Raw genomic sequence first — 24,207 nt, 5'->3', positions numbered from 1 at the left:
ATGGGCGTCTGGATCGACACCGATATGGGCTTCGACGATATCGCCGCCATTCTGGTGGTGGTGCAGTCGGAATTCGAGATCGACGGCGTATCGCTGGTCTTCGGCAATACGCCTCTGGCGCAGGTAAAGGTGAACGCCGCCGGCGCCGCCAGTGCCTTCGGCTGGAAGTTTCCCATCCACACCGGCCGCGCCATGCCCGTGCTCGGCAAGCTCGAAACCGCGCAGGCGATCCTCGGCGAAACCGGCATCCCGACATCAGGCAAGAGCCTGCCGAAGGTGGCGGCCCTTGCCGACAGCGATGCCTTCGCAGCACTCTGCCGTTGGCTGGAGCGCCAGGGCCAGCACCGTATCCTGGCGCTCGGGCCCCTCACCAACATCGCCGCCGTGGCTCTTGCCCGGCCCGATCTTGCCGCCCGTATCACCGAACTCGTCTGGATGGGCGGCGGCGTCACCAGCGGCAACCATACGGCCTCCGCCGAATTCAACGCGCTCGCCGATCCCGAGGCCCTCTCGATCGTCATCGCCCATGGCCTTCCGCTGCGCATGGTCGATCTCGACCTCTGCCGCAAGGTGCTGGCAAGGCCTGAGGACACCGAACCCATGCGCAATGCCGGCGGCGCCAATGCAGAGCTGATCACCGATATGTTCTCGGCCTATATCCGCATCGGCACCAGCCGCGGCCGCCCGGCGATGGCAATCTACGACCCCTCTGCGGCCGTCGCCTTCGTAGCCCCTGATGTCGTGAGCTTCCGTCCCGCCCGCATCGACGTCGAGCTGCAGGGTGCCCTCACCCGTGGCCGCACCATCGTCGAGACCCGCGCCACGCATGCGACCTTCAATGCCCAATTCGCCGCCGACATCGATGCCGGCACGGCGCGTGTCATCATTCTCGCCGCTTTGGTCAACGAGGCCCGCAAATGAACGCCACCCCTCGTCAGGAACCCGCCGATCTCAATGATCCCGCCTTGCGCGCCCGCGCCGTCACTGCAGCGCGCGGCGACGCTCCTTTCGACGTGCTGATCACCGGCGGCAGGCTGCTCGATGCGGTAACGGGCCTGATCCGGGAAGCCGATGTCGGCCTCGTCGGCGCGCTGATATCAAGCGTCCATGCCCCGGCAAGCCGAACGGATGCCATCGAGACCATCGATGCTTCGGGCCGCATCCTGACGCCCGGCCTGATCGACACGCACATGCATGTCGAAAGTTCGATGGTGACGCCGGCCGAATATGCGAACGCCGTCTTGCCGCGCGGCGTGACGACGATCGTCTGGGATCCGCACGAATTCGGCACCGTCCATGGGCTCGACGGCGTGCGCTGGGCGATCGAGGCGGCGCGCGGCCTGCCACTGCGCGTGATCCTGCTCGCGCCCTCCTGTGTGCCTTCCGCGCCAGGCCTGGAAATTGCCGGCGCCGATTTCGATGCTGCCGTCGTCGCCGAGATGCTGCGCTCCTCCGCCGTCGGTGGCGTCGCCGAAGTGATGAACATGCGCGGCGTCATTGACGGCGATCCGCGCATGACCGCCATCGTCAATGCCGGCCTTGCCGCCGGCAAGCTCGTCTGCGGCCATGCCCGCGGCCTCGAAGGCACCGATCTCAACGCCTTCATGGCATCGGGCATCACCTCCGACCACGAACTTACCTCCGGCGCCGATCTCCTTGCCAAGCTTTCCGCCGGCCTGACGATCGAGCTGCGCGGCTCTCACGACCATCTGCTGAAGGAGTTCGTCGAGGTGCTGAACGGTCTCGGCCACCTGCCCCCGGCCGTCACGCTCTGCACCGACGACGTCTTTCCCGACGAACTCCAGGAAGACGGCGGCCTCGACGACGTCATCAGGCGCCTGGTGCGCTACGGCATGAAGCCGGAATGGGCCATCCGTGCAGCGACCTTCAATGCCGCACAACGTCTGCAGCGTCCCGATCTCGGCCTCCTCGCCGCCGGCCGCCGCGCCGACATGGTGCTCTTTGACGACCTCACGGAATTCCGCGCGCGGCTGGTCATATCAGGCGGCCGTATCGTCGCCCGCAACGGCCGCATGCAGGTGGCCGTCCAGCAGATTGATACGGCGCCGCTTGTCAATTCGACGAAGCTGCCGCCGCTGACCGAGAATGATTTCCGCATTCCGGCCCAGGGCGAGCGCGTCCGCGTCGCCACCATCGACCGCCCGCGCTTCACGCAATGGGGCGAGGCCGAAACCGAAGTGAGGGACGGTTTCGTCGTGCCGCCGGTCGGCAGCGCCATGATCTCCGTCGTCCATCGCCACGGCAAGACCGACAGCATCCCGCGCATCGGCTTCCTCACCGGCTGGGGTGAATGGCGCGGCGCCTTCTGCACCACGGTTTCGCATGACAGCCACAACCTCACCGTCTTCGGTGGCAATGCGGGCGACATGGCGCTCGCCGCCAACGCCGTCATATCAGCCGGCGGCGGCATGGCGGTCGCCAAGGATGGGCGGATCGAAGCGATGCTGCCGCTACCGCTCTCCGGTCTGGTGACGGAGGCATCACTGAAGGACACCGCCTTGGCCTTCGTCCGCATACGCAGTGCAATGGAAAAGATCGTCGACTGGAAACCACCCTATCGGGTCTTCAAGGCCTGCTTCGGCGCAACGCTCGCCTGCAATGCCGGCCCGCATCAGACCGATCGCGGCATTGCCGATGTGGTAATGGGGACAGTGACGGAGAGCCCGGTGCTAGAGGTTCTGTAAGCCAAAACGCACATATGATATGACGATGGAGTGCCGTGTGGCCCCATCCGTCTGCCGCCTCCTTCTTCCTGCTGGGAAGAAGAGACTCGCCGCAACGTATCGATTCCCCTTCTCCCCATGGGGAGAAGGTGCCCGTAGGGCGAATGAGGGGCGGCAAACGCCGGAGCTTACCCTTGCAACTCCCGCTCCACCAACGCCACCCAATAAGCCGCTCCATAGCCAAGCGCGGCATCGTTGAAATCATAAGCCGTATTATGGTGCAGCGCCCCGTCCATCGCCGGACCGTTGCCGAGCCAGACATAGCAGCCCGGTGCATTCTGCGCGAAGAAGGCGAAATCATCTCCCGCGGTCGATGGCGGAAAGCTTGTCCGCACCTTCTCATTAAAGACCGCACCGGCCGCACCAAGCGCCCGCGCCGTCGCATCCGCATCATTGACGACAGGCGGAATTCGCCGCTCGAATGCATAGTCCACTGCGATTCCGTACATGGCCGCGGTACCTTGCGCTAACCGGCCGATCTCGGTCTCCAGCTGATCGCGCACCTCAGGCGAATAGGCCCGCGCCGTTCCGCCAATCTCGACGATATCAGGAATGACGTTCAGCGCCTTCGGGTCGCCCGCCTGCAGGAAACAGGGGCTGACGACCGCCGGTTGCAGCGGATCGATCACCCGTCCGACAATCGTCTGCAGCGATGACAGGAAGGTGCCGGCGGCCGTGATCGGATCGCGGCCGAGATGCGGCTTGGCGCCATGCGTGCCGGTCCCGCGGAAGGTAATCCGCCAACTGTCGGAGGAGGCAAGCTGCGGTCCCTCGACCACGGCGATCTCATCGACCGCAAGCCCAGGCATGTTGTGCAGCCCATAGACGGCATCGCAGGGAAAAAGTTGAAACAGCCCCTCCTCGACCATGCGTTTCGCTCCGCCGCGCCCCTCTTCGGCCGGCTGGAAGATGAAATGCACTGTACCGGAAAAATTCCGTGTCGCCGCCAGATGCCGGGCGGCGCCGATGAGCATTGCGGTATGTCCGTCATGGCCGCAAGCATGCATCTTACCTGATACTGTCGATTTATAAGGCCGCTCCGCCATCTCAGACATGGCAAGCGCATCCATGTCGGCGCGGAGCCCGATCCTGCGCGTGCCGTTGCCGAGCTGCAGCGTACCGACCACGCCGGTACCGCCGAGTCCGCGATGCACGGTGATGCCGGCCTCTTCGAGAAGCCTCGCGACAATGCCGGCGGTACGCTCCTCCTCGAAACCGAGTTCGGGATGGGCGTGCAGGTCGCGGCGCAGGGAGGTCAGAAACGGCAACTCGTCATTCATCCGGGCGGGAATGCTCATCGGGCAATGCTCATGGGCCTGGATATCCTGTCAAGCGAGACGGGCGCCCAACCGGCGCCCGCGTCAGACCATCCGTTGTTCATCAAACGGCCCACAAGTTCAACCCTTCAGGCTTCCTCGACGAACACCTCCTCGCGCTTCTTCTTGATGCTCGGCAGGAAGACGACGATGAGGACGGCGGCCGCAATCGCCAGGAGAATGGCGCTGATCGGTCGCGTTACGAAGGTCGTGGGATCGCCGCGCGACAGGATCATGGCGCGACGCAGGTTCTCCTCGAGCAGCGGCCCCAGCACGAAGCCGAGCAGGAGCGGCGCCGGCTCGCAACGAAGCTTCGCCAGCACATAGCCGATGAGCCCGAAGAAGGCGACGGCATAGAGATCGTAAACATTGGCGTTGACGCTGTAGACCCCGATCGAGCAGAAGGCCATGATGACAGGGAAGAGCACGTAGTAGGGCACGGTCAGCAGTTTCACCCAGAGCCCGATCAGCGGCAGATTGAGGATGACCAGCATCAGGTTGCCGATCCACATTGAGGCGATGATGCCCCAGAACAGCGCCGGCTGTTCGATGGCGACATTCGGCCCCGGCACGATGCCCTGGATGATCATCGCACCGATCATCAGCGCCATGACGGGGTTGGCCGGAATGCCGAGCGTCAACAGCGGAATGAACGAGGTCTGGGCGCCGGCATTGTTGGCCGATTCCGGTCCCGCGACGCCGGCAACCGCACCCTTGCCGAATTCCCCCGGCGTCTTCGACATCCGCTTTTCCACCGTATAGGAGGCGAAGGAGGCAAGGATGGCGCCACCGCCTGGCAGGATGCCGAGCGCCGAACCGATCGCCGTGCCGCGAATGATCGGTGCGATCATCTCCTTGAATTCCTGGCGGGACGGCAAGAGGCCGGTGACCTTTGCCATCAGCACCGTACGTGTCGACTCGCCCTCGAGGTTGCGCAGGATTTCGGCAACCCCGAATACGCCGACGGCAAGCGCCACGAAGTTCAGACCGTCGGCATATTCGCGGATGCCGAGCGTGAAGCGCGGCGTGCCGGTATAGATGTCGGTGCCGACCAGGCCAAGTAGCAGCCCGAGCGCCACCATGGCCAGCGCCTTGACGACAGACCCGTGCGCAAGAGCGATCGAGGAAACGAGACCGACGATCATCAGCGAGAAATATTCCGCCGAGCCGAATTGCAGCGCGATTGCGGTGAGCGGCGGCGCGAAGATCGCGACGAGGAAGGTCGACACGGTGCCAGCGAAGAACGAGCCGAGCGCCGCGATCGCAAGTGCTGCCCCCGCCCTGCCCTTGCGGGCCATCTGGTAGCCATCGATCGCGGTCACCGCCGAGGAAGATCTGCCCGGCATGTTGATCAGGATCGCCGTCGTCGAGCCGCCATACTGTGCGCCGTAATAGATGCCGGCGAGCATGATCAGCGAGGAGACTGGTTCGAGCTGGAAGGTGATCGGCAGGAGCATGGCGATCGTCGCCGTGGCGCCGATGCCGGGCAGCACGCCAATCAGCGTGCCGAGCAGCACGCCGATCAGGCAGAAGAGTAGGTTTTCCGGAGTGCCGGCTGTTGCAAAGCCGAGCGCGAGATTGCTAAAAAGATCCATCATCGCCTCCTAGAACCGGACCCAGGGGCCGAAGCGCTCGAACGGCAGGCCGAGCCCGTAGCTGAAGACCGCCACCGAAAAGATCGTCAGCAGCAGCGAGAGGATGATCGCGAAGAACACGTTCATCTTTTGCGATGCGAAGCAGGCGATGAAGGCGGTGAGGAACAGTGACGGTGCAAATCCGAGACCGCGCACCGTCAGCCCGAAGAACACCGGTGCCGGCAGGATGAAGAGCATGCCGCGCCAGGCAAAGGGGTCGATAGGCTCGCCCTCGACGCGGAGTGCCTGAATGAAGATGATCGCGCCGAGAAGCACGAGCACACCGGCAAGCACCAACGGAAAATAGCCAGGCCCCATGCGCACTGCCGTGCCGAGGTCGAGCCCCAGCGACTGGATGGCGAAGAAAGCACCGGTCGCGACGAAAAGCGCACCGCAGATCGCATTGGTGGTATCGAAACTGATGGACTTCATGGTGTCTCCTGGGGTTGGAGATGATTGATGTGACGCGGTCACAAAGAAAGTAGCCCCTCATCCGCCTGCCGGCACCTTCTCCCCGCGCGCGGGGAGAAGGGGATACGCCGCAGACCTCTCGCCCTTTCCCACCGTTGTGTTAGGCAGGTCCCCTCTCCCCGCACGCGGGGAGAGGGTTAGGGTGAGGGGCTTGGCCAGCACGCCCAGGATGCGGGTATACTCTCAGTCGGCATACTCGCCGGCGGCCTCTATGATCGGCTTCCAGCGGGCGATCTCGCTTTCGAGCTTGGCCTTCAGCGCAGCCGGCGTCGCATCGGCGTCGGAGGATGGCGCCGTGCCGAGCTCGGCGAAGCGGGCGCCGACATTCGGATCCTTCAGCGCGACTTGCAGCGACTTCGACAGACGTTCGTTGATCTCAGCCGGCGTGCCCTTCGGCGTATAGATGCCGTGCCAGATGCCGACTTCAAAACCCGGCAGCCCGGCTTCGACGGCCGTCGGAATGTCCTTCATCACGTCGAGCCGCTTGGGCGAGGTCACGGCATAGGCCTTGATCGTGCCGCCCTGAATCTGCTTCGTCGTGTTGGTCGTCTGATCGCACATGACATCAACCTGACCGCCGAGCAGATCGGTCATGGCAGGGCCGGTGCCCTTGTAGGGAACGGTCGTGAGCGGTGTCTGGATGGCGCTCATGAACATCATGCCGCAGAGATGCGAGGCCGCGCCGATGCCGGCATTGGCGACCGTCACCTTGTCCTTGTTGGCCTTGATATAATCGATCAATCCCTTGAGGTCGGCAGGCTCCATGTCCTTACGGGCAACGATCGTCATCGGCACCTCTGTGACGAGGCCGACATAGTCGAAGGCGCCGAGCGTGTCGTAGGCGAGCTTGCGGTAGAGCGTAGCGCTGGTCGCCATGCCGATATGGTGCAGCAGGATGGTGTAACCGTCGGGATCGGAACTCGCCACGCGGCCCGCGCCGAGCGTGCCGCCGGCGCCGCCGACATTTTCGACGACGATCTGCTGGCCGAGATCCTTCGACATGGATTCGGCGACCAGGCGCGCGACGGTGTCGGTGGGGCCGCCGGCCGCAAAGGGCACGACCATGGTGATGGTGCGCTCGGGATAGGTCTGCGCCGAAGCGACGCCGACGAGAAGAGAGACCGCGGCAGCCGCGGTCAGGCCGAGCATGGCCTTCAGAATTTTCATCGTTTCCTCCCTGATGAAATAAGCGAGCCCGCCGACACATCCTCCGCGCCGGTTCGGATGACCTATTTGCCGCCGGGAAAAATCGACCCGCAATCATTGCAGCCGCTTTCGAAAGACGATTTTGCGACAGTGCGATGCAGCATGGGTCGATTTGGAAACAAACGGCCGGTGCGATGGGTGGAAATCCACCCATCGCACTATGACGTCTGCCTTATTTTTTGGGAGGCAGCACCACTTCGCCGGTTTCGATCAGCGACTTGAGGTTCGAGAGAATGCGTGGCCAGCCGCCGGAAACGGCGTTGATAAGCTTGGAATTCTCGACCGCAATGGAATGGGTCACCGTCAGCTTGGTAGCCGTATCGTTGACCGCCTCGATCTCCATCACGCATTGCGAATAGCCCTCGGCCTTCAGCTCCGGCATGAACTCGTTCCGCCATTTCAGCTCGAGCCGTTTCGGCGGATCGCATTCCAGGATCTCGCCGGTGTCGGCGACCGATCCGTCCTCGAACAGAAGCTTCCAGGCGGCGCCCGCTCGCCACTCGGTCTCGAAGTGGGCGCCGAGCCAGAATTTCTTCATGAACTCGGCCGTCGTCAGCGCCGCCCAAAGCTGCTCCGGCGTCGTGCGAATAAAGGTGACATAGTTATATGTGCTGCCAGCCACGATGATACTCCTTTTTGGCGAGGACAAGATGCTCCCGATGGCCAGGCCGCGGATCTAGTGGCCGCCCTTGCCTTCGAGGGTCTGCTTCAGATCGGCGAGCGCATTCAGCTGCTGCCGCTCGAATTTGTTGATCCATCGTTGCGCGATCTCGTTGATCGGCACGGGATTGATGAAGTGCAGTTTCTGCCGGCCCTGGCGCTTGGACGAAACGAGGCTCGCCTCCTCCAGGATCGCAATATGTTTGGCCACGGCCTGGCGCGTCATCGCAAGCCCCTCGCAGAGCTCAGCCAGAGTCTGGCCGTTCCTCGCATACAGCCGATCTAGCAACTGCCGCCGGCTCGCATCTGCCAGAGCCCGGAAAACTGCGTCATCATCAATGTCTTTATACGGAACCATTTGGTTGCCTATTTTTCTCCTTATAGGCAACCAAATGGTTGCATGGCAAGTCGTAAAATGTGGCTGGTATACATGCGCCGTTAAAAGGGGCGCTGACTTTCGGTTGTCAGCATTCGCTTGTCGAGACCGTATTTCTGCATCTTTTCGTAGAGTGTTTTCCGGGAAATACCGAGCGACTCATAGACCGGCCTGAGGCTGCCGCCATGAGCCACCAGCGCGCTGGCAATGACCCCCCGTTCGAATTCGGCGACACGCTCCGCAAGCCCGGTCGCTTCCTCTGCCTGTGGCCCGCCATCATCGAGACCGAGGACCAGACGGTCGGCGGCATTCCGGAGTTCGCGCACGTTGCCGGGCCAGTCGCGCTGAGCGATGTCGGAAATCACGTCCGGCGGCACCGCCATCTCATCGCGGCCGTAGCGGGCGGCCGCTTCCCGCACCAGTTGCAGGAAAAGCAGCGGAATGTCCGACCGCCGCTGCGACAGCGACGGCACATGCAGCGTCGCAACGTTCAGCCGGTAGAGGAGATCGGCGCGAAAGCGGCCGGCCGCCACTTCCGCTTCCAGATCCACCTTGCTGGTCGCGATGAAGCGCACGTCGAGCGGTACGATCTCGTTCGATCCGAGCCTGGAGATCACCCGCTCCTGCAGCACCCGCAGGAACTTCGCCTGCAGGTCGAAGGGCATGGAGCCGATCTCGTCGAGAAGGATCGTGCCGCCGCGCCCATGTTCGAACTTTCCATAGCGCGGCCTTACCGCGCCCGGAAAGGCTCCCACCTCATGGCCGAAGAGTTCGCTCTCGATCAGGTTTGCCGGAAGTGCGGCGCAATTGATCGCGATGAACGGCCGGCTCGCCCGGGCGCTGATGTCATGGAGCGCCCGCGCCACCACTTCCTTGCCGGCCCCCGTTTCCCCGACGATAAGCGTATCGGCATCGCTCGCCCCGATCGCCCGGATGCGATAGCGCAAATCCACCATCACCTGCGTGCGCCCCGGCAGCCGCGCCTCGATATCGTCGCGCTTGCCGGCGACCGCCTTCAGCAGCCGGTTTTCGAGCACGAGGCCGCGCCGCTCCATCGCCCGGCGGATGACGCCGGCGAGCATCTCCGGCGTGAACGGCTTCTCGATGAAATCATAGGCGCCCTCGCGCATCGCCTTCACCGCAAGCTGAACGTCGCCGTGGCCGGTGACGAGAATGACCGGCACCTCCGGGTCGAGCTCGCGGATCTTCTGCATCAGCGTCATGCCGTCCATGCCGGGCATGCGGATATCGCTGACGACGACGCCGGGAAAGCTGTAGCCGATCAGCTCCAGCACGTGGTCGCCGTTCGAATAGGTCTCGACACTGAAGCCGGAGAGCTCCAGCGCCTGCGCCGTCGAGCGTCGCAGTTCCTCCTCGTCGTCAACCAGCAGGATCTTTGCATCGTTCATTCCGCTGCCTCCGGCATCAGCCCTGCCGCCGATTGCAGCTCGATGCGGAACACCGCGCCCCCTTCGGGATGATTGGCAGCTGTAAGGCTGCCACCGAAATCCTTGATGATGTTATAGGAGATCGAAAGCCCGAGGCCGAGCCCCTTACCGACACCCTTCGTCGTGAAGAACGGGTCGAAGATGCGCTCGGCGATTGCGGCTGGCACGCCCGGTCCATGGTCCCGCACCGTCAGCACCACCTTGCCGGCTTCATCGAAGGCCGAAATCTCGATGCGCCGGTCATTAAGCCCTTCCACCGCATCGGCCGCATTCGAGATCACGTTGACCAGCACCTGCTGCAGCCGCACCGAACCGGCGCGCACCACCGGCGGACGCGGCCCGAGATCGAGCAGCAGTTCGGCATCTGCCGCCTTCAGCCGCCAGGCGATGATCTCGAGCGTGTCGCGCATCGCCTCGTCGAGGGAAACGGGGCCGAGCTTCTCGTTCGGTTTGCGGGCGAAGTTGCGCAGGTGACGGCTGATCGACGCCATCCGGTCGATCAGCCCGCCGATACGCCGGATATTGTCCCGCGCCTCTTCCGTCCGTCCACGGTCGATGAGCACCGAGGCGCTGTCCGTATAGGTCTTGGCCGCGGCGAGCGGCTGGTTGAACTCGTGCGAAAGAGCAGCCGACATCTGCCCGAGACCGGCAAGTTTTCCGGCCTGGATCAGGTCGGCCTGCGTTTGGCGGAGCTGCTGCTCGGTCTGCCGCCGCTCGGCGATCTCCTCTTCGATACGGCTGTTGACTCGGGCAAGATCGGCCGTGCGCTCCTCGACACGTCGTTCCAGCTCGTTGCGCGCCTCGGCCTGCATCTGCATGCGGTCGGCAAGCCGCGTCCGCCGCTGGCGCAGAACCGCCACCGTAAGCCCGGCGATGCACAGGATGAGAAAGACGGCCGCAAGCGCCGTGCGCGCCTGGGTGCGGATGGAACTCGTTTCCATCAGCACGTTCACCGTCCAGTCCTCGGCCGGCATGTAATGCGAGAGCACCAGATATTCGCTCGAGCCGCGTTCGCCGGCCAGCGTCATCAGCTCATGCTGGTCGAAGTGGTGTCGCGTCACTGGCAGCGCCGTCAGCCTGGCATTGGCATAACGCCGCGACGCCTCGGTGCGGGCGATACGATCGGCCGTCAGCGGCAGGATGGCGCCGTAAAGCCATTCCGGGCTTCCCGACATGAAGATGATGCCCTCGGGATCGGAGACGAAGATCTTGTATTCGCCGCCGCCCCAGGAGGATTCGATCATGTCGATATCGACCTTGAAGACGATGACGCCGCGAATATCCGCGCCGGTCCGGATCGGTGCGGCAAAATAATAGCCGCGCTTCAGCGAGGTGGTGCCGAGCGCGTAGAACCGCGCCTGCCGGCCCTCGATCGCATCCTGGAAATAGGGCCTGTAGCTGAAATTCTGTCCGACGAAACTTGCAGGCCTATCGTAATTGCTGGCCGCGATCGTCTCTCCATCCGGCTTGACCACATAGATGTCGGAGGATTTCAGCAGTCCGTTGATCGCCTTGAGATAGAGATTGGCCGCATCGCGCAGCGCCTCATCCTCGGGCGCGCTCACCAGCTCCTTGATATCGTCGTGATCGGCGATCAGCGCCGGTAGCGCCTCGTAGCGGTTGAGATGGCCGCTGAGTGCCGAAACGGCAAGGCGCAGCGCCGTTCCGGCCTGCGCCGAAGCCTCCTCCATATAGACGCGCGTCGCAATCGCGCTTCCATAGGTGAAGAAAGCGAAGATGATCAGCGGCACGACCAGCAACGCCGCTATCGCACGATATCTCGAAGACAGAACCGGCTCCTCCCCTTCCTGCCTCCACTCCCCAGCGAGGCATGCCCCATGGCATCGAGTTTAGTGAGCCCGGCAAGGATTTCCAAGGGGTCGCCCAAACTTGACACCCGCCAAGGGCGGATGTCCTATTGCTGCATCGCAGGAGACCCACTCATGAGCGACGATCAGGCGCCCACCGACAGCAAGCTCACTACCTCCAAACGCCGTTGGGCGACCGAAGGTAAGTTCCTCACCGGCCGCATCAGTCGGCCCGAAGCCGAGCGCCTGCCGCCCGGCCAGCACCTTGTCAAGAACTGGCCGGTGCTCGATCTCGGCCAGCAGCCTGTCGTTTCGACCGATACATGGCGGCTCGACGTGCGCGGCCTCGTCGAAACGACGCTCACCCTCACCTGGGCCGCCTTCCAGGCGATCGAGCAGAGCACCAAAGTTAGCGATATCCACTGCGTCACCACTTGGTCGCGCTACGACAACAAATGGAAAGGCGTTTCGACGCGCGATCTGCTCGACCTCGCCATGCCGAAGCCAGAAGCCGGTTACGTCATGCTGACGAGTTATGACGGCTACACCACCAACCTGCCGCTCGCCGATTTCGCAGCCGAGGATGCGATCCTCGCCACGGCCTGGGAAAGCCTGCCGCTGACGCCGGAGCACGGCGGACCGATGCGCCTCGTCGTGCCGCATCTCTATTTCTGGAAAAGCGCCAAATGGCTGCGCCGCATCGAGTTGATATCAGCCGACCAGGCAGGCTTCTGGGAAAAGAACGGCTACCACATGTATGGCGATCCGTGGCGCGAGCAGCGCTATTCCAACGATTGAGCCTTCGGTTGCGAGAGGCGGCGAAGCACAAACACACCGAGGCCGAACAAAGAGGCGAGCCCCGTCAGAGACGCCATGCTGGCGACATGGAATGGGATCCCGCTCCAGCGCGGCTTGACGATATCGGCTGTGTTGAAGGCCTCGCCGCTGAACCGGCAGGTGATGAGCGCGAGACCGCGCCGCACCATGTCAGCATCGACAGCGGAAATGATTTCGCCTGCAGCAGCGGCCTCCCGCGGCATCTCGCGCATTGAAAGCAAGACGGCCTTGGTCGCGGCCAGATAGGCATGGGTGCATTCGTTGAACGGACTTTCCTCATCCGCCACGCTGCCCGGCATCCGGCCCCACAGACAGTAGGAATACTGGATCTCGGCATAGTTCAGCATGCGGCGAAACGGCTCGTTCGTATCGACTGCACGCGATGCAAGGTCGATAATCCCACTGCGATAGTCAGACATGACAGCCATCTCGCCATGGGAAATTTCCGGGACATCCAGCCCGGCGTGGCTGCCGCTGCCGCCGCCGCGGCTATGGGCAAAAACGCTTCCGGCAATCAATAGAAGCAAGGTCGCGTTGAGACCAAGAAATGCAAGCCGTCGATAGAGATAGCGTGCCATCCCACCAACTTGCCTTCCTGTCCTCGGGCTCCTGACGGACGAGAGAGGAATACGGCGCCGCCACATATTCCTTCTCCCCAGCGGGGAGAAGATGCCTGCAGGCAGATGAGCATCTGTGTTTGGTGTCAAGGTGGATTTGGTGTCCAGATGCGGTTTTTGGTGATGAGGGTGTTTGCCAGGACGATGAGCTTTCTCATGACGGCGACGAGGACGACCTTATTGGGTTTTCCGACTTTCTTCAGCCTTGCGGCGAAGCGTGCGAGGTCCGGGTTGTGACGAGAGGCGGACAGGGCGGCCATGTAGATGGCGTTCCTGGGTGCTGGGCGTCCGCCCCTGATGGAGCGATGTCCGGCCCGCTCGCCACTTTCGCAGGCAATCGGCGCAAGGCCGGTCAGCATGGCGGCCTGCTTGCCGGAGCAGGCGCCAAGTTCGCAAAGGCCAGCGATCAGGCTTGCGGCGGTGACGGCTCCGATGCCAGGAATGGAGATGAGGATGTCGAGGCGGCGGCGCATCTCGGGATCGGCGCAGATGCTGCGCTCGATCTCGGCGTCCAGTCTTGCGATATGGGTGTCGAGCGCGGCAAGCCGGCGCGTCAGTTCCTTGCGCAGGAAAGCGGTCACGGCCGTCTTCATCCGGTTGGACAGGGCGGTGCGTTCACCATTGGCGGCAGATCGGGCATTGACCAGTTCCTGCAGGGTTTCCAGCGCTTGGTCCGGCGGTGGGGTCTGTGCGGGCTTGAGGGCTTCTCCCATGATGGCCAGAAACCGCGCATCGAGCCGATCGGTCTTGGCGAGAAAGCCGCAGGCTTTGGCAAACAGTCGGGCGCGCAGCGGATCGACGACCGACACGTAAAAGCCATCGGCATGCAGCGAGCGCTGGACGGCGCGATGCCACTTGCCGGTCGCTTCCATGACGATACGCAGCGCCGAGCGCGGCATCTGGTCAAGCGCATCGAGCTCCCGCTTGAGGCGGCGCAGGCCGGCCGTGTCGTTGGTCACCCGAAAACTGCGGCCGAGAGGATGCAGATGAATGTCCAGCCACTCTTTACAGACATCGATGCCGACATAAACTGTCGCCATCGCGGCGCGTTCGGACGATACCTTGCCTTGCATACGGGACCTGCTCCCCACTATCTGTTCAGGACAAACGCGAAGGACGAGCGGACCAGGCTCATCCCCGGTTCACGCCAAGGGGGTTACGGTCCCGCCCGTCCGACCCCTGGGGATGGCCATCCCCCAGGGGTCGCACCCATCATCAACGGATGCAGTTTGAACATGCAAGGGGTGAGCAGCAAAGCTGCGAATGCACTGAGCACAAGCGAAGGGCAACATATAGGGCGTGCCGTGTGGCGCCCTCATCCGACCCTTCGGGCCACCTTCTCCCCGCTGGGGAGAAGGGGTAGCAAGTCGCCACCTCGATACGCCGGATCACCGAAACGCTGGCCGCAGCCCGCTCTTAACCGCAAGCCGCTTTTCCGCCAATGCTCCGAAGGCAAGGCCCAAGGTTGCCCAGAGGATCACATGCATGCCGAGTGAGGTCGTGCGGAACCGCCAAAGTACCATCGCCGAGAAGTTCTCCGGGACCTCGTTGATCGGCGGCAGCAGATAGAGCACGACGCCGATGAAGACGAGATAGACGATGCCGGCGATGATCGCGCCGTTCCAGAGACCAAAACGCTCGGAAAGGCGGCGCGACAGCGCCACTGCGGCAATCAGCGCCGCAAGCGAAACGACGATCATCAGGAAGAACAGTTCGGTCCTGACGCCGATCGTATCGGGAGTGCCGACCGCTGGCGGGTTGGCCGGATACTTGATACCGGGAACGAGGACAACCGCCACAAAGGCGGCAATGGCGATGACGGCCGAGGTGCCGCGCGGCGAAAGGCTGCTGAAGCGGCCTTGCACGAAAGCGAAGGCGAGCGCGAAGAGCCCGCCGACGGCGACGCTGTAGGCCATGACGCCGGTGAAAAGGCCGAGACCGGCCTGTGTGGCGCGGCTGACGATTTCGGGTTCGGCAGCCTCGCCGGCGGCCTGGGCGCTTGCCTCCTCGAAGGCAATCGCCGCATCGACCAGCGGCTCGCCGAACATATGAGCGAAAGCGAAAACGAGGATGCCAGCCATCAGGCCCGCGAGCATGCCGCGAAGCAGAAGGTTTCCAACCATGTCAGGAACTCCGATCGCGAAGCGCTTTAGTGGCAGGGAAAGCCGAGGAGATGGCGGCCGTCATGCACGAACTCGTGCACATACATGCCGTTGAACAGCGCCATCGCGCCTTCCTCGGTGCCGACGAAATAGACGACAATGAGCATCAGCAGGCCGCCGAAGATCGCCCAGGGCAGGATCTCGCCTACAGGGATCGGCGCCGGTACAGCAACGGGCGCGAAAGTGGTGTCAGACATGTATTCCTCCGGGAATGACGCGTTCAGTCGAAAGAGTGCTTGTGCAGTAGGGTCTGACTTCCAGCGCGAAGAGCTTCGACACGCTGGTCACAGTGGCGCGACCGCGCCGGACTTACACCGGCTTCCAAACCCGCAACAGCACGGTTATATCTGCACGCCGAAGAGACTGTCAACGAAACTTCACAAGCCGGCGAAGGACGCTGTCGCCGCATTCCGGGAGACAAGAACGACTGTGAACACGCGCCTCACCTGGATCTGCCACGGCGCGACGGCAGCAAGCCGCAAGGCCCTGTTCCCGCTCGACGAACCGCTGGAGGACAAGGCAGTGAAGGAGGCCGGCAGGATGATCGCCCCGCCCCGCGCCGATTGTATTGTCACGAGCCCCGCCTTGCGCGCCCGTCAAACTGCTGATGCGCTGCGCCTCGAAGGCCGGATAGATCAGGCGCTTTGCGACTGCGACCATGGCCGCTGGGCCGGCAGGTCAATCGCGGCGATCGGGACCGAAGAGCCGGAAAACCTCATGGGGTGGATGAGCGATCCGGAAGCGGCTCCGCATGGCGGCGAGAGCCTTGTTGATCTGCGCAAGCGCATCGCCGGCTGGATGGATGGACAGACCGTTCTCGACGGCCACATCATTGCAATCAGCCATGCGGCCGTCATCCGGGCAGCGATCGTGCATGTGCTTCAGGCGCCACTCTCCTCCTTCTGGCTGAGCGACGTCGAGCCGCTTTCCGTTATCCGCATGACCAGCAACGGACAGCGCTGGTCTCTGCGCTTCCAGCATTAGAGACTGCTGATCTTATCCAGCTTTGCACAAGCAAATCGCGTCATCTCTGTTGAACCCGGCTTTGCGGGAACTACTTCCTTGTCCCAAGGAGATGGAAGAATGACATATGATTGGAGTGGCGAGCGCACACGACGCCTGCGTTTCATGCGTGTCGCCACAGTCACGGTTCTGGTCGGTCTCATTGTCAGCGTTCCGCTGCTGATCGTCACCGCCTGAAGCACTGGAAAGGGCGAGCGATGCATTAGCACGCTCGCCTTCGTTCTTTCCCGCATGAGCCAGTCTTCCGAACCATTAAGGGCATCGCGCTGATAACGACGCCCTGATTCCCCACAAGCCTGCCGGGTCTCTCTGCGGCACAGCAACAGGCTGCTGCGCCTCTGATAATTCGCCTTCTGGTTTCAACAAACATTTCAGACTTTCGTGATATTTCCGCGAAGGTGGAGATGGAGAAGGCATAATGCCGGTGTTTTTCCAAAGCAGGGCCGGACGGCAATGCGTGTCGATCGTGGTGTCTGGAGTGACCCTCTGGCTTCTCGGCACGCTGCTACAGCTCGACGACAGCCTGGTCGCCTTCCTGATCGGATTCGGCGAGTATGGCGCCGACAAGGTCGTTCTGGCGCTCGGCATCGCCGGCGCCATGAGCTTCATCTATTCGGTGCTGCGCATCGCCGACCTGCGTAAGGAAATGGAACTGCGCGCGGCCGCCCAGGCAAAAGCCGATTGGACCGCGACCCACGACCATCTCACCAAGCTGCCCAACCGCTACGCCTTCGAGCGCAAGATCCTCTCACGGCCGATCAAAGACGACGAGGCCGAGATCGAGGAGTGGGACCGCAACGTCACCATCTTCTCCGTCGACCTCGACGGCTTCAAGAAGGTCAACGATCTTGTTGGCCACAAGGGCGGCGACATCCTGTTGATCGAGGTTGCCAGACGCATCTGCGCGCTCGGCAATGCCGACTGCGTCTATCGCTTCGGCGGCGACGAATTCATCATCGTCGCCTTCGCCCTGACGTCACAGCGTGAGGAGCGTTTTGCCAAGCTGCTGATCCAGGCCGTCACCCGTCCCATCCATATCGATGGCTTTGCCGTCGAAGTCGGCGCCAGCGTTGGCTACGACCGCTGGGCCGAGGGAGCCGAGCTGCTGGAAGATGCCGCCCACCGTGCCGACCTCGCCATGTACGAGGCGAAATCGCGTGGACCCAACCACTGTTTGGTTTTCGAACCTTCGATGCAGGACAAGGTAACGGAACGTGCCGCTCTGGAAACCAGGCTGCGTGCCGCAATTTCCAACAAGGCGATCAAGCCCTTCTATCAGCCGCTGATCGACCTGAAGACCGGTCAGCTCTGCGGCTTCGAGGCGCTGGCGCGCTGGATCAGCGACGACGGTGTCAATATTCCTCCGCCGGCCTTTATCGATATAGCCGAGGAAACCGGCATGATCACGGCATTGTTCGAGGATCTTCTCGCCCAGGCCTGCAGCGACGCCCTCGCCTGGCCGGAGCATGTGACGTTGTCCTTCAACGTCTCGCCGGTGCAGATGGAAGACAGATTGCTGACGTCGCGCATTCTCAAGGTGCTTTCGGCAAGCCGGCTGCCGCCGCAGCGCCTGGAAGTGGAGATCACCGAAAACGCGCTGATCCAGGATCCCGCCGTCGCCGCCCTCATTCTTGACGAGCTTCATGCGGCCGGCATCCAGATCGCCCTCGACGATTTCGGCACGGGCTATTCGAGCCTCGCCCAGCTCGCCCGCTATCGTTTCGACAAGATCAAGATCGACAAAAGTTTCATCGCCACCTATCGCGACGACGAGCGCCAGGAAAAGATCGTTCGCGCCATGCTCGGTCTCGGCAGGAGCCTCAACATCAAGACGACGGCCGAAGGCATCGAAGAGCACGGCCAGCTCGCCTTCCTGCTGCAGCTCGGCTGCGATATCGGCCAGGGTTATCTTTTCGGCAAGGCGATGCCCGCCGCCGAGGCGGGCATCTTCATCAGCGATCGCAATGCGAGCCTGGCCTCCACGGCCTGACGGGACGCCTAAAAAATCTGACGCATGATCACGAACAGCACGAAGGCGATCGCGATCGAGGCCGGCAGCGTCAGCACCCAGGCCATTAGCATGTTGCGCACCGTTGACCATTGCAGGCCGGAACCGTTCGCCGCCATGGTGCCGGCAACGCCTGACGACAGCACATGCGTGGTCGAGACCGGCAGGCCGAGATGGTCGGCCGAAGCGATGGTGACCATCGCCACGACTTCGGCTGCCGCACCCTGACCATAGGTCAGATGCGTCTTGCCGATCTTTTCGCCGACGGTGACGACGATGCGCTTCCAGCCCACCATCGTGCCGAGGCCAAGCGCGATTGCGACCGCCACTTTCACCCAGAGCGGGATGAACTTGGTCGCGTTGTCGACTGCCTTGTGGTAGTTCGTGACCGCGCTGAGGTCGCCGGCGTCCATCGGCAGCAGCTTTTGCTTGTCGATCAGCTTCAGCGCCTCGCCGATCAGATAGATGTCGTTGCGGACGTTGCCGACGAGATTGGTCGGCACCGCTTCGAGCGTCGGGAAGGCGGCGACCTCGGCACTGGTCTGGTGGATATATTGCTGCAGGGCCGGCGTCGTCGCATCCGTCCAGGTCTTGTTCTTGACGGCGTTGCTGACTTCGGCCTCGTAGTCCGCAACGGTCACCCCAGGCTTCACATATTTGCCGAGCGCGGCTTCCACCTGGACAGATGCCGACTTGTAGGCTTCGAGATAGTTGACATCGGGCGTGCGGTTCAGCGCGAAAGCCGTCGGCACCAGGCCGATAAGGATGAGCATGATGAGGCCCATGCCCTTCTGGCCGTCGTTGGAGCCGTGAGCGAAGCTGACGCCGGTGCAGGTAAAGATCAGGATCGCGCGGATCCAGAGCGGCGGCGGCTGGCTGCCCTTCGGTTCGGCATAAAGCGCCTTGTTGCGCACCAGAACCTTCATGACCAGCAGGAGAACAGCGGAAAGGCCAAAGCCGATCAGCGGCGAGATCAAAAGCGAGAGGCCGATATTGGTCGCCTGCGACCAGTCCACGCCGCTGGTCGCCGTGCCTGCCGGCGCCAGGACCTGGTTGGCAAGGCCGACGCCGATGATCGATCCCACAAGCGTGTGCGAACTCGATGACGGCAGGCCGAGATACCAGGTGCCAAGGTTCCAGACGATCGCGGCGATCAGCAGCGCGAAGACCATGGCAAGGCCGGAGCCGGAACCGACCTGCAGGATCAATTCCACCGGCAGCAGCGCCAGGATGCCGAAGGCGACGGCACCGCTCGAAGTCAGCACGCCGAGGAAGTTGAAGAAGCCGGACCAGATGACGGCAAATTCCGCCGGCATGGAACGGGTGTAGATCACGGTGGCGACGGCATTGGCCGTATCATGGAAACCGTTGACGAACTCGAAGCCGAGCGCGATGAGCAGCGCAAGGCCGAGGAGAATCCAGGGAACGGCAACTGCGGTCGTCAGGTCGCGGGCGAGTGCATAGGCGACATATCCAAGGCCGCAAACCAGAACGAGTGCGAACAGCGGCAAGAACCATTTGCCGGCCGAATTCGAACTGTGGAGCGGATGGGAAGCGTCGCTATGAACCTGGCTGGGGGCAATATCGGCCATGGCATAGTTCCTTATTCCGTTTGCAAATTTGCCTTTTGTTAATAATTCCGCCGCGTGAAGCTCTCATGACGCCCTGGCTGATCCGCCCGTAAGACACTGACACTGCGCGATATTAACCGTCACATGCTCGTCCCGGCACATTCGTGAAACATGCCGTATGTCGATCACGGCCGGCCCAAGACGGTCGTGAGCGCTTCGACAAAAAACGAGCAGCGGGCGAATAACTTCTTTCCGCCGGAAACCTCGACGCTAAGTTTGGTCGTGACCACAACCGTGCGGAGTCTTTGAGACATGCCATCGACCGACCTGCTCCTCACTTTCAACGCCGGTTCCTCGACGGTGAAGATCGGCATCTTCGCGATCGACGGCGATGCGGCGCGGCGCATCGTCAAGGGTGTGATCGATTTCCGCGCCGAGCCGCTGTCTCTCAGCCTGACAGCGGGGCCACAGACAATCGAGATGCCGCTGAAGGCGGAGACGACGGAAGACCTGCATGGCGTCATCGACGAGACCTTTTCCCTTCTCGCCGGGCATTTCGATATCGCCGCCGTGCGCGCAGCCGGCCACCGCGTCGTCCATGGCGGCGAGCGCTTCACCAGCGCCGTCGCCCTTAATGACGCCGCGATCGATGCGGTCGACGCGCTGACCTCGCTTGCGCCCCTGCACCAGCCGCAGGCGCTACGTTTCATCCGTGCGCTCCGGCATCTGAAACCGCATCTTGCCCAGACGGCCTCCTTCGACACGGCCTTCCACGCCACCCAGGACGATCTCGTTCGCCGCTTCGCCATTCCTCGGATGCTGCATGACGAGGGCATCAAGCGTTACGGCTTCCACGGCCTGTCCTATAAATTCATCGCCAGCGAGTTTCGCCGCAAGGGGCCGCCCGCGGCAAAGGTGGTCGTCGCCCATCTCGGCAGCGGCGCCAGCCTCTGTGCGCTGGAGGACGGCGTCAGCCGCGATTGCAGCATGGGCTTTTCGACGCTCGACGGCATCCCGATGGCGACGCGTCCGGGCTGGCTCGATCCCGGCGTCATCCTGCATCTGGCCGGAGAGAGGAAACAGTCCTTCGCAGAGATCGAGGATCTGCTCTATCACAACGCCGGCCTGCTCGGCGTCTCCGGGATCAGCGCCGATACGCGCGACCTGTTGAAGGACGGACGGCCGCAGGCACACCAGGCGATCGACCTCTTCACGCTGCGCATTGCTGGTGAAATCGGCCGCATGGCGGCGACGTTGAATGGCCTTGACGCTATCGTTTTCACCGCAGGCATCGGCGAACATCAACCGGAGATCCGCGCAGGCGTGGCCAGGCGGCTGGTCTGGCTTGGCCTTACGATCAACGAAAAGGCCAATGCCGCCAATGGTTTCACCATTAGCGCGCGGGAAAGCCGCATCGCCGCTCACGTCATCGCCACCGATGAGGAACAAATCATCGCCGACGAGGCGTTGACCGTTCTTGGCAGTGGCTGATCCAGATCAACAGCTTGCCGGCATCAGCCGGTAGAATTGACGTTGAAGACGTTTTCAAACGGGAGAAACCCATGGATAAGCATGTCTCGACCGCTGCCCTTACCGATGCCGAACTTACGCTCATCGACCGCTATTGGCGCGCCGCCAACTATCTCTCCATCGGCCAGATCTATCTGCTGGCCAATCCGCTGCTGCGCGAGCCGCTGAAACCGGAGCACATCAAGCCCCGGCTGCTCGGCCACTGGGGCACGACACCCGGCCTCAACTTCATCTACGCGCATCTGAACCGCCTCATCCGCGCTCGCGACCTCGACATCATCTACATGTGCGGCCCCGGCCATGGCGGGCCTGGCATGGTCGCCAACACCTATCTCGAAGGCATCTACAGCGAGATCTATCCCGATATTTCCGAGGATGCGGAGGGCATGCGCAAGCTCTTCCGGCAGTTCTCCTTCCCCGGCGGCATTCCGAGCCACGCGGCACCCGAAACACCGGGCTCGATCCACGAGGGTGGCGAACTCGGTTACGCCCTCGTCCATGCCTATGGCGCCGCCTTCGACAATCCCGATCTGATCGTTGCCTGCGTCGTCGGCGACGGCGAGGCCGAAACCGGGCCGCTCGCAGCAAGCTGGCACTCCAACAAATTTCTGAACCCTGCCCGCGACGGCGTCGTGCTGCCGATCCTGCATCTGAACGGCTACAAGATCGCCAATCCGACCATTCTTGGCCGCGCCAGTCACGAGGATTTGCGGAGCCTCTTTGAAGGCTACGGCTATGAGCCCTTCTTCGTTGAGGGTCACGAGCCGCGCGATATGCACCAGCAGATGGCCGCGACCTTCGACAGGGTCTTCGACCGCATTCGCGAAATCCAGGAGGAAGCCCGCAATGGCAAAGCGCCCGATATCAGCCCGCGCTGGCCGATGATCGTGCTGCGCAGCCCGAAGGGCTGGACAGGACCGAAGGAAGTCGACGGCAAGAAGGTCGAAGGCTTCTGGCGCTCCCACCAGGTGCCGGTCTCCAACTGCCGCGAGAACGAAGGGCACCGCAAGATCCTCGAGGACTGGATGCGCAGCTATGATCCGCAGGACCTGTTCGGCAGCGACGGCCGGCTGAAACCCGAGCTGCGGGCGCTCGCCCCTGTCGGCGAGCGCCGCATGGGCGCCAATCCGAACGCCAATGGCGGTTTGCTGCGCAAAGAGCTCGACGTTCCAAGTATACGCGACTGCGCGGTCGATATCGGCAAGCACGGCAGCGCCATGGTGCAGTCGACGGAAATCCTCGGCCATTACCTGCGCGACACGATGAAGCGCAACGCGAAGGCTGCCAATTTCCGTATCTTCGGCCCCGACGAGACAGAGTCGAACCGTCTCGGCAGCGTCTTCGAAGTCACCGACCGTGTCTGGATGGAGGGTATCGAGCCCTACGACGTCCACTTGTCTCGGGATGGACGTGTCATGGAGGTGCTGAGCGAACATCTCTGCCAGGGCTGGCTGGAAGGCTATCTATTGACTGGCCGGCACGGCCTGTTTTCCTGCTACGAGGCCTTCATCCACATCATCGATTCCATGTTCAACCAGCACGCCAAATGGCTGAAGGTGACGCGGGAACTCGAGTGGAGAAAGCCGATCTCGTCGCTGAACTACCTGCTGACCTCGCATGTCTGGCGTCAGGACCACAACGGCTTCAGCCATCAAGATCCCGGCTTCGTCGACCTCGTCGCCAACAAGAAGGCCGATATCGTCCGCATCTACCTGCCGCCGGATGCCAACACCCTGCTCTGGGTCGGCGACCATTGCCTGCGCACCTATGACCGCATCAACGTCATTGTCGCCGGCAAGCAGCCGGAGCCGCAATGGCTGTCGATAGACGAGGCGGTGAAACATTGCGAGGCCGGCATCGGCATCTGGCACTGGGCGAGCAACGAGGACGACACGATCCTGCCCGATCTCGTCATGGCCTGCGCCGGCGATGTGCCGACCATGGAGACGCTTGCCGCCGTCGATCTTCTGCGCAACGCCATTCCGGAACTGAAGATCCGCACTGTCAACGTCGTCGATCTCCTGGCACTGCAATCCAGGGATCAGCATCCGCACGGCCTGACCGATGAGGCATTTGATGCGATCTTCACATCAGACAAACCTGTCATTTTCGCCTATCACGGCTATCCCTATCTCATCCACCGTCTGACCTATAAACGCACCAACCACCGCAACATCCACGTCCGCGGCTTCATCGAGGAAGGTACGACGACGACCCCCTTCGACATGACCGTCCTCAATGAACTCGACCGCTTCCACCTCGCCATCGAAGCGATCGAGCGTGTGCCGGGCCTGAAGGAAAAGGCAGGCGAAGCGCTCGCAGCCTTCCGCGGCAAGCTTGCGGAGCATCACGACTATGTCCGTGAATATGGTGAGGACATGCCGGAGGTGCGGAACTGGACCTGGCCGGCGGCGTGAAACGAAAACCAGAGGGAATCGCGCGGAACTGGTCGGCAGAGATCATCCGGCGGGAGCAATCGTCAAGCAAAGTCTAAAGTTGGTGAAAACCATCGGCGCACTGTTCCTTGAAGGCCGCATCGTAAGCTATGCATCTGAGGCAAGCTTCAAGGCCGTCGACCGAGGAAACGACATGAAAAGTTTCGCTGCCACGCTTACCGCCGCCCGGCTGGAAGAGGTGCTCGCCTTCTACATGACGCCCGAAGCCCAGCGCGATGGCTCAGACGATGCCGTCAAGTCAGCTGAGGAACGAGACGCATACGAGACCCGCGGCGGCGAACGCGCCCGCAACACGGAAGAGGGCGTCAAAGACTGGTAGGGCAGTTGCGCGCCGCAACCA

At 62.6% G+C, this 24,207-nt stretch carries 20 protein-coding genes and 1 pseudogene; 8 read left to right on the top strand and 13 right to left on the bottom strand.

Annotated elements, in window-relative coordinates:
* The gene (locus tag ACS4RR_RS06985) at positions 1-921 is read left to right on the top strand and encodes a nucleoside hydrolase (protein WP_222384646.1); all 921 of its coding nucleotides are present in this window, start codon (positions 1-3) and stop codon (positions 919-921) included.
* Complete coding sequence (locus ACS4RR_RS06980) at positions 918-2,705, top strand: adenine deaminase (RefSeq protein WP_456189887.1); 1,788 nt, start codon at positions 918-920, stop codon at positions 2,703-2,705. Before ACS4RR_RS06985 ends, ACS4RR_RS06980 begins: the two co-directional genes overlap by 4 nt.
* A 167-nt stretch (positions 2,706-2,872) precedes the next feature.
* Here ACS4RR_RS06980 and ACS4RR_RS06975 read toward each other — a convergent pair whose 3' ends face one another.
* The 8 genes and pseudogenes from ACS4RR_RS06975 to ACS4RR_RS06940 all read right to left on the bottom strand — a co-directional run bounded on the left by ACS4RR_RS06975 (position 2,873) and on the right by ACS4RR_RS06940 (position 11,688).
* Positions 2,873-4,042, bottom strand: a complete 1,170-nt coding sequence (locus tag ACS4RR_RS06975; RefSeq protein ID WP_456189886.1) for a M20 aminoacylase family protein — start codon at positions 4,040-4,042, stop codon at positions 2,873-2,875.
* A 107-nt stretch (positions 4,043-4,149) separates the two neighbouring features.
* Positions 4,150-5,655, bottom strand: coding sequence for a tripartite tricarboxylate transporter permease (locus ACS4RR_RS06970; RefSeq protein WP_456190136.1), 1,506 nt, complete (start codon positions 5,653-5,655; stop codon positions 4,150-4,152).
* Between the two features lie 9 nt (positions 5,656-5,664).
* Complete coding sequence (locus tag ACS4RR_RS06965; RefSeq protein ID WP_017968058.1) at positions 5,665-6,126, bottom strand: tripartite tricarboxylate transporter TctB family protein; 462 nt, start codon at positions 6,124-6,126, stop codon at positions 5,665-5,667.
* A gap of 222 nt (positions 6,127-6,348) precedes the next feature.
* The gene (locus ACS4RR_RS06960; protein WP_017968059.1) at positions 6,349-7,332 is read right to left on the bottom strand and encodes a tripartite tricarboxylate transporter substrate-binding protein; all 984 of its coding nucleotides are present in this window, start codon (positions 7,330-7,332) and stop codon (positions 6,349-6,351) included.
* A 211-nt stretch (positions 7,333-7,543) separates the two neighbouring features.
* A complete protein-coding gene (locus ACS4RR_RS06955; RefSeq protein WP_456189885.1) occupies positions 7,544-7,993 on the bottom strand; it encodes an SRPBCC family protein in 450 nt (149 codons plus the stop codon).
* Positions 7,994-8,047: 54 nt separating this feature from the next.
* Positions 8,048-8,371 carry an ArsR/SmtB family transcription factor gene (locus ACS4RR_RS06950; RefSeq protein WP_222384642.1) on the bottom strand — a complete coding sequence of 108 codons (324 nt, stop codon included), beginning with the start codon at positions 8,369-8,371 and terminating at the stop codon, positions 8,048-8,050.
* A gap of 98 nt (positions 8,372-8,469) precedes the next feature.
* Entirely contained in the window at positions 8,470-9,816 is a 1,347-nt protein-coding gene (locus ACS4RR_RS06945) for a sigma-54-dependent transcriptional regulator (protein ID WP_162118819.1), read from the bottom strand.
* Positions 9,813-11,688: pseudogene (locus ACS4RR_RS06940) on the bottom strand (sensor histidine kinase). Before ACS4RR_RS06940 ends, ACS4RR_RS06945 begins: the two are co-directional and overlap by 4 nt.
* Positions 11,689-11,798: 110 nt before the next feature.
* Here ACS4RR_RS06940 and ACS4RR_RS06935 point away from each other — a divergent pair.
* The gene (locus ACS4RR_RS06935) at positions 11,799-12,461 is read left to right on the top strand and encodes a sulfite oxidase-like oxidoreductase (RefSeq protein WP_162118820.1); all 663 of its coding nucleotides are present in this window, start codon (positions 11,799-11,801) and stop codon (positions 12,459-12,461) included.
* Here the strand turns inward: ACS4RR_RS06935 and ACS4RR_RS06930 are convergent.
* From ACS4RR_RS06930 to ACS4RR_RS06915, 4 genes are all read right to left on the bottom strand, one after another.
* The gene (locus tag ACS4RR_RS06930; RefSeq protein WP_456189884.1) at positions 12,446-13,078 is read right to left on the bottom strand and encodes a hypothetical protein; all 633 of its coding nucleotides are present in this window, start codon (positions 13,076-13,078) and stop codon (positions 12,446-12,448) included. The genes ACS4RR_RS06935 and ACS4RR_RS06930 overlap by 16 nt on opposite strands.
* A gap of 125 nt (positions 13,079-13,203) precedes the next feature.
* Positions 13,204-14,190: an IS110 family RNA-guided transposase gene (locus ACS4RR_RS06925; protein WP_456189883.1), complete on the bottom strand. Its 987-nt coding sequence runs from the start codon at positions 14,188-14,190 to the stop codon at positions 13,204-13,206.
* 315 nt (positions 14,191-14,505) lie between these two features.
* Positions 14,506-15,240 carry a CbtA family protein gene (locus ACS4RR_RS06920; protein WP_170279751.1) on the bottom strand — a complete coding sequence of 245 codons (735 nt, stop codon included), beginning with the start codon at positions 15,238-15,240 and terminating at the stop codon, positions 14,506-14,508.
* Between the two features lie 26 nt (positions 15,241-15,266).
* Positions 15,267-15,476, bottom strand: a complete 210-nt coding sequence (locus ACS4RR_RS06915) for a CbtB domain-containing protein (protein ID WP_162118823.1) — start codon at positions 15,474-15,476, stop codon at positions 15,267-15,269.
* Positions 15,477-15,708: 232 nt separating this feature from the next.
* Between ACS4RR_RS06915 and ACS4RR_RS06910 the strand changes: the two genes are divergently transcribed.
* Together ACS4RR_RS06910 and ACS4RR_RS06905 are read left to right on the top strand one after the other, a co-directional pair.
* On the top strand, positions 15,709-16,263 hold the full coding sequence (locus ACS4RR_RS06910; RefSeq protein WP_456189882.1) for a histidine phosphatase family protein: 555 nt from the start codon (positions 15,709-15,711) through the stop codon (positions 16,261-16,263).
* A gap of 457 nt (positions 16,264-16,720) precedes the next feature.
* Positions 16,721-18,292, top strand: coding sequence for a putative bifunctional diguanylate cyclase/phosphodiesterase (locus tag ACS4RR_RS06905; protein ID WP_260109359.1), 1,572 nt, complete (start codon positions 16,721-16,723; stop codon positions 18,290-18,292).
* Positions 18,293-18,300: 8 nt separating this feature from the next.
* On the opposite strand, the gene ACS4RR_RS06900 is transcribed toward ACS4RR_RS06905, so the two are convergent.
* Positions 18,301-19,902: an inorganic phosphate transporter gene (locus ACS4RR_RS06900; RefSeq protein WP_456189881.1), complete on the bottom strand. Its 1,602-nt coding sequence runs from the start codon at positions 19,900-19,902 to the stop codon at positions 18,301-18,303.
* Between the two features lie 291 nt (positions 19,903-20,193).
* On the opposite strand from ACS4RR_RS06900, the gene ACS4RR_RS06895 reads away from it, so the two are divergent.
* The 3 genes from ACS4RR_RS06895 to ACS4RR_RS06885 all read left to right on the top strand — a co-directional run bounded on the left by ACS4RR_RS06895 (position 20,194) and on the right by ACS4RR_RS06885 (position 24,186).
* Positions 20,194-21,372, top strand: a complete 1,179-nt coding sequence (locus tag ACS4RR_RS06895) for an acetate/propionate family kinase (RefSeq protein ID WP_260109361.1) — start codon at positions 20,194-20,196, stop codon at positions 21,370-21,372.
* Positions 21,373-21,443: 71 nt separating this feature from the next.
* The gene (locus ACS4RR_RS06890) at positions 21,444-23,828 is read left to right on the top strand and encodes a phosphoketolase family protein (protein ID WP_456189880.1); all 2,385 of its coding nucleotides are present in this window, start codon (positions 21,444-21,446) and stop codon (positions 23,826-23,828) included.
* A 79-nt stretch (positions 23,829-23,907) separates the two neighbouring features.
* Entirely contained in the window at positions 23,908-24,186 is a 279-nt protein-coding gene (locus tag ACS4RR_RS06885) for a hypothetical protein (RefSeq protein WP_311202871.1), read from the top strand.
* Positions 24,187-24,207: the final 21 nt, after the last annotated feature.

Source organism: Rhizobium zaerense (assembly GCF_051810725.1).
GTDB lineage: Bacteria > Pseudomonadota > Alphaproteobacteria > Rhizobiales > Rhizobiaceae > Rhizobium > Rhizobium leguminosarum_I.
Note: the sequence above shows the minus strand (reverse complement) of the source record. Positions and strands in the feature narration are given on the sequence as shown.

Coding starts and splice junctions, on each gene's coding strand:
- ACS4RR_RS06985 (WP_222384646.1), top strand. CDS start 1: ATGGGCGTCTGGATCGACACCGATATGGGCTTCGACGATATCGCCGCC.
- ACS4RR_RS06980 (WP_456189887.1), top strand. CDS start 918: ATGAACGCCACCCCTCGTCAGGAACCCGCCGATCTCAATGATCCCGCC.
- ACS4RR_RS06975 (WP_456189886.1), bottom strand. CDS start 4,042: ATGAGCATTCCCGCCCGGATGAATGACGAGTTGCCGTTTCTGACCTCC.
- ACS4RR_RS06970 (WP_456190136.1), bottom strand. CDS start 5,655: ATGGATCTTTTTAGCAATCTCGCGCTCGGCTTTGCAACAGCCGGCACT.
- ACS4RR_RS06965 (WP_017968058.1), bottom strand. CDS start 6,126: ATGAAGTCCATCAGTTTCGATACCACCAATGCGATCTGCGGTGCGCTT.
- ACS4RR_RS06960 (WP_017968059.1), bottom strand. CDS start 7,332: ATGAAAATTCTGAAGGCCATGCTCGGCCTGACCGCGGCTGCCGCGGTC.
- ACS4RR_RS06945 (WP_162118819.1), bottom strand. CDS start 9,816: ATGAACGATGCAAAGATCCTGCTGGTTGACGACGAGGAGGAACTGCGA.
- ACS4RR_RS06935 (WP_162118820.1), top strand. CDS start 11,799: ATGAGCGACGATCAGGCGCCCACCGACAGCAAGCTCACTACCTCCAAA.
- ACS4RR_RS06930 (WP_456189884.1), bottom strand. CDS start 13,078: ATGGCACGCTATCTCTATCGACGGCTTGCATTTCTTGGTCTCAACGCG.
- ACS4RR_RS06925 (WP_456189883.1), bottom strand. CDS start 14,190: ATGCAAGGCAAGGTATCGTCCGAACGCGCCGCGATGGCGACAGTTTAT.
- ACS4RR_RS06920 (WP_170279751.1), bottom strand. CDS start 15,240: ATGGTTGGAAACCTTCTGCTTCGCGGCATGCTCGCGGGCCTGATGGCT.
- ACS4RR_RS06915 (WP_162118823.1), bottom strand. CDS start 15,476: ATGTCTGACACCACTTTCGCGCCCGTTGCTGTACCGGCGCCGATCCCT.
- ACS4RR_RS06905 (WP_260109359.1), top strand. CDS start 16,721: ATGCCGGTGTTTTTCCAAAGCAGGGCCGGACGGCAATGCGTGTCGATC.
- ACS4RR_RS06900 (WP_456189881.1), bottom strand. CDS start 19,902: ATGGCCGATATTGCCCCCAGCCAGGTTCATAGCGACGCTTCCCATCCG.
- ACS4RR_RS06895 (WP_260109361.1), top strand. CDS start 20,194: ATGCCATCGACCGACCTGCTCCTCACTTTCAACGCCGGTTCCTCGACG.
- ACS4RR_RS06890 (WP_456189880.1), top strand. CDS start 21,444: ATGGATAAGCATGTCTCGACCGCTGCCCTTACCGATGCCGAACTTACG.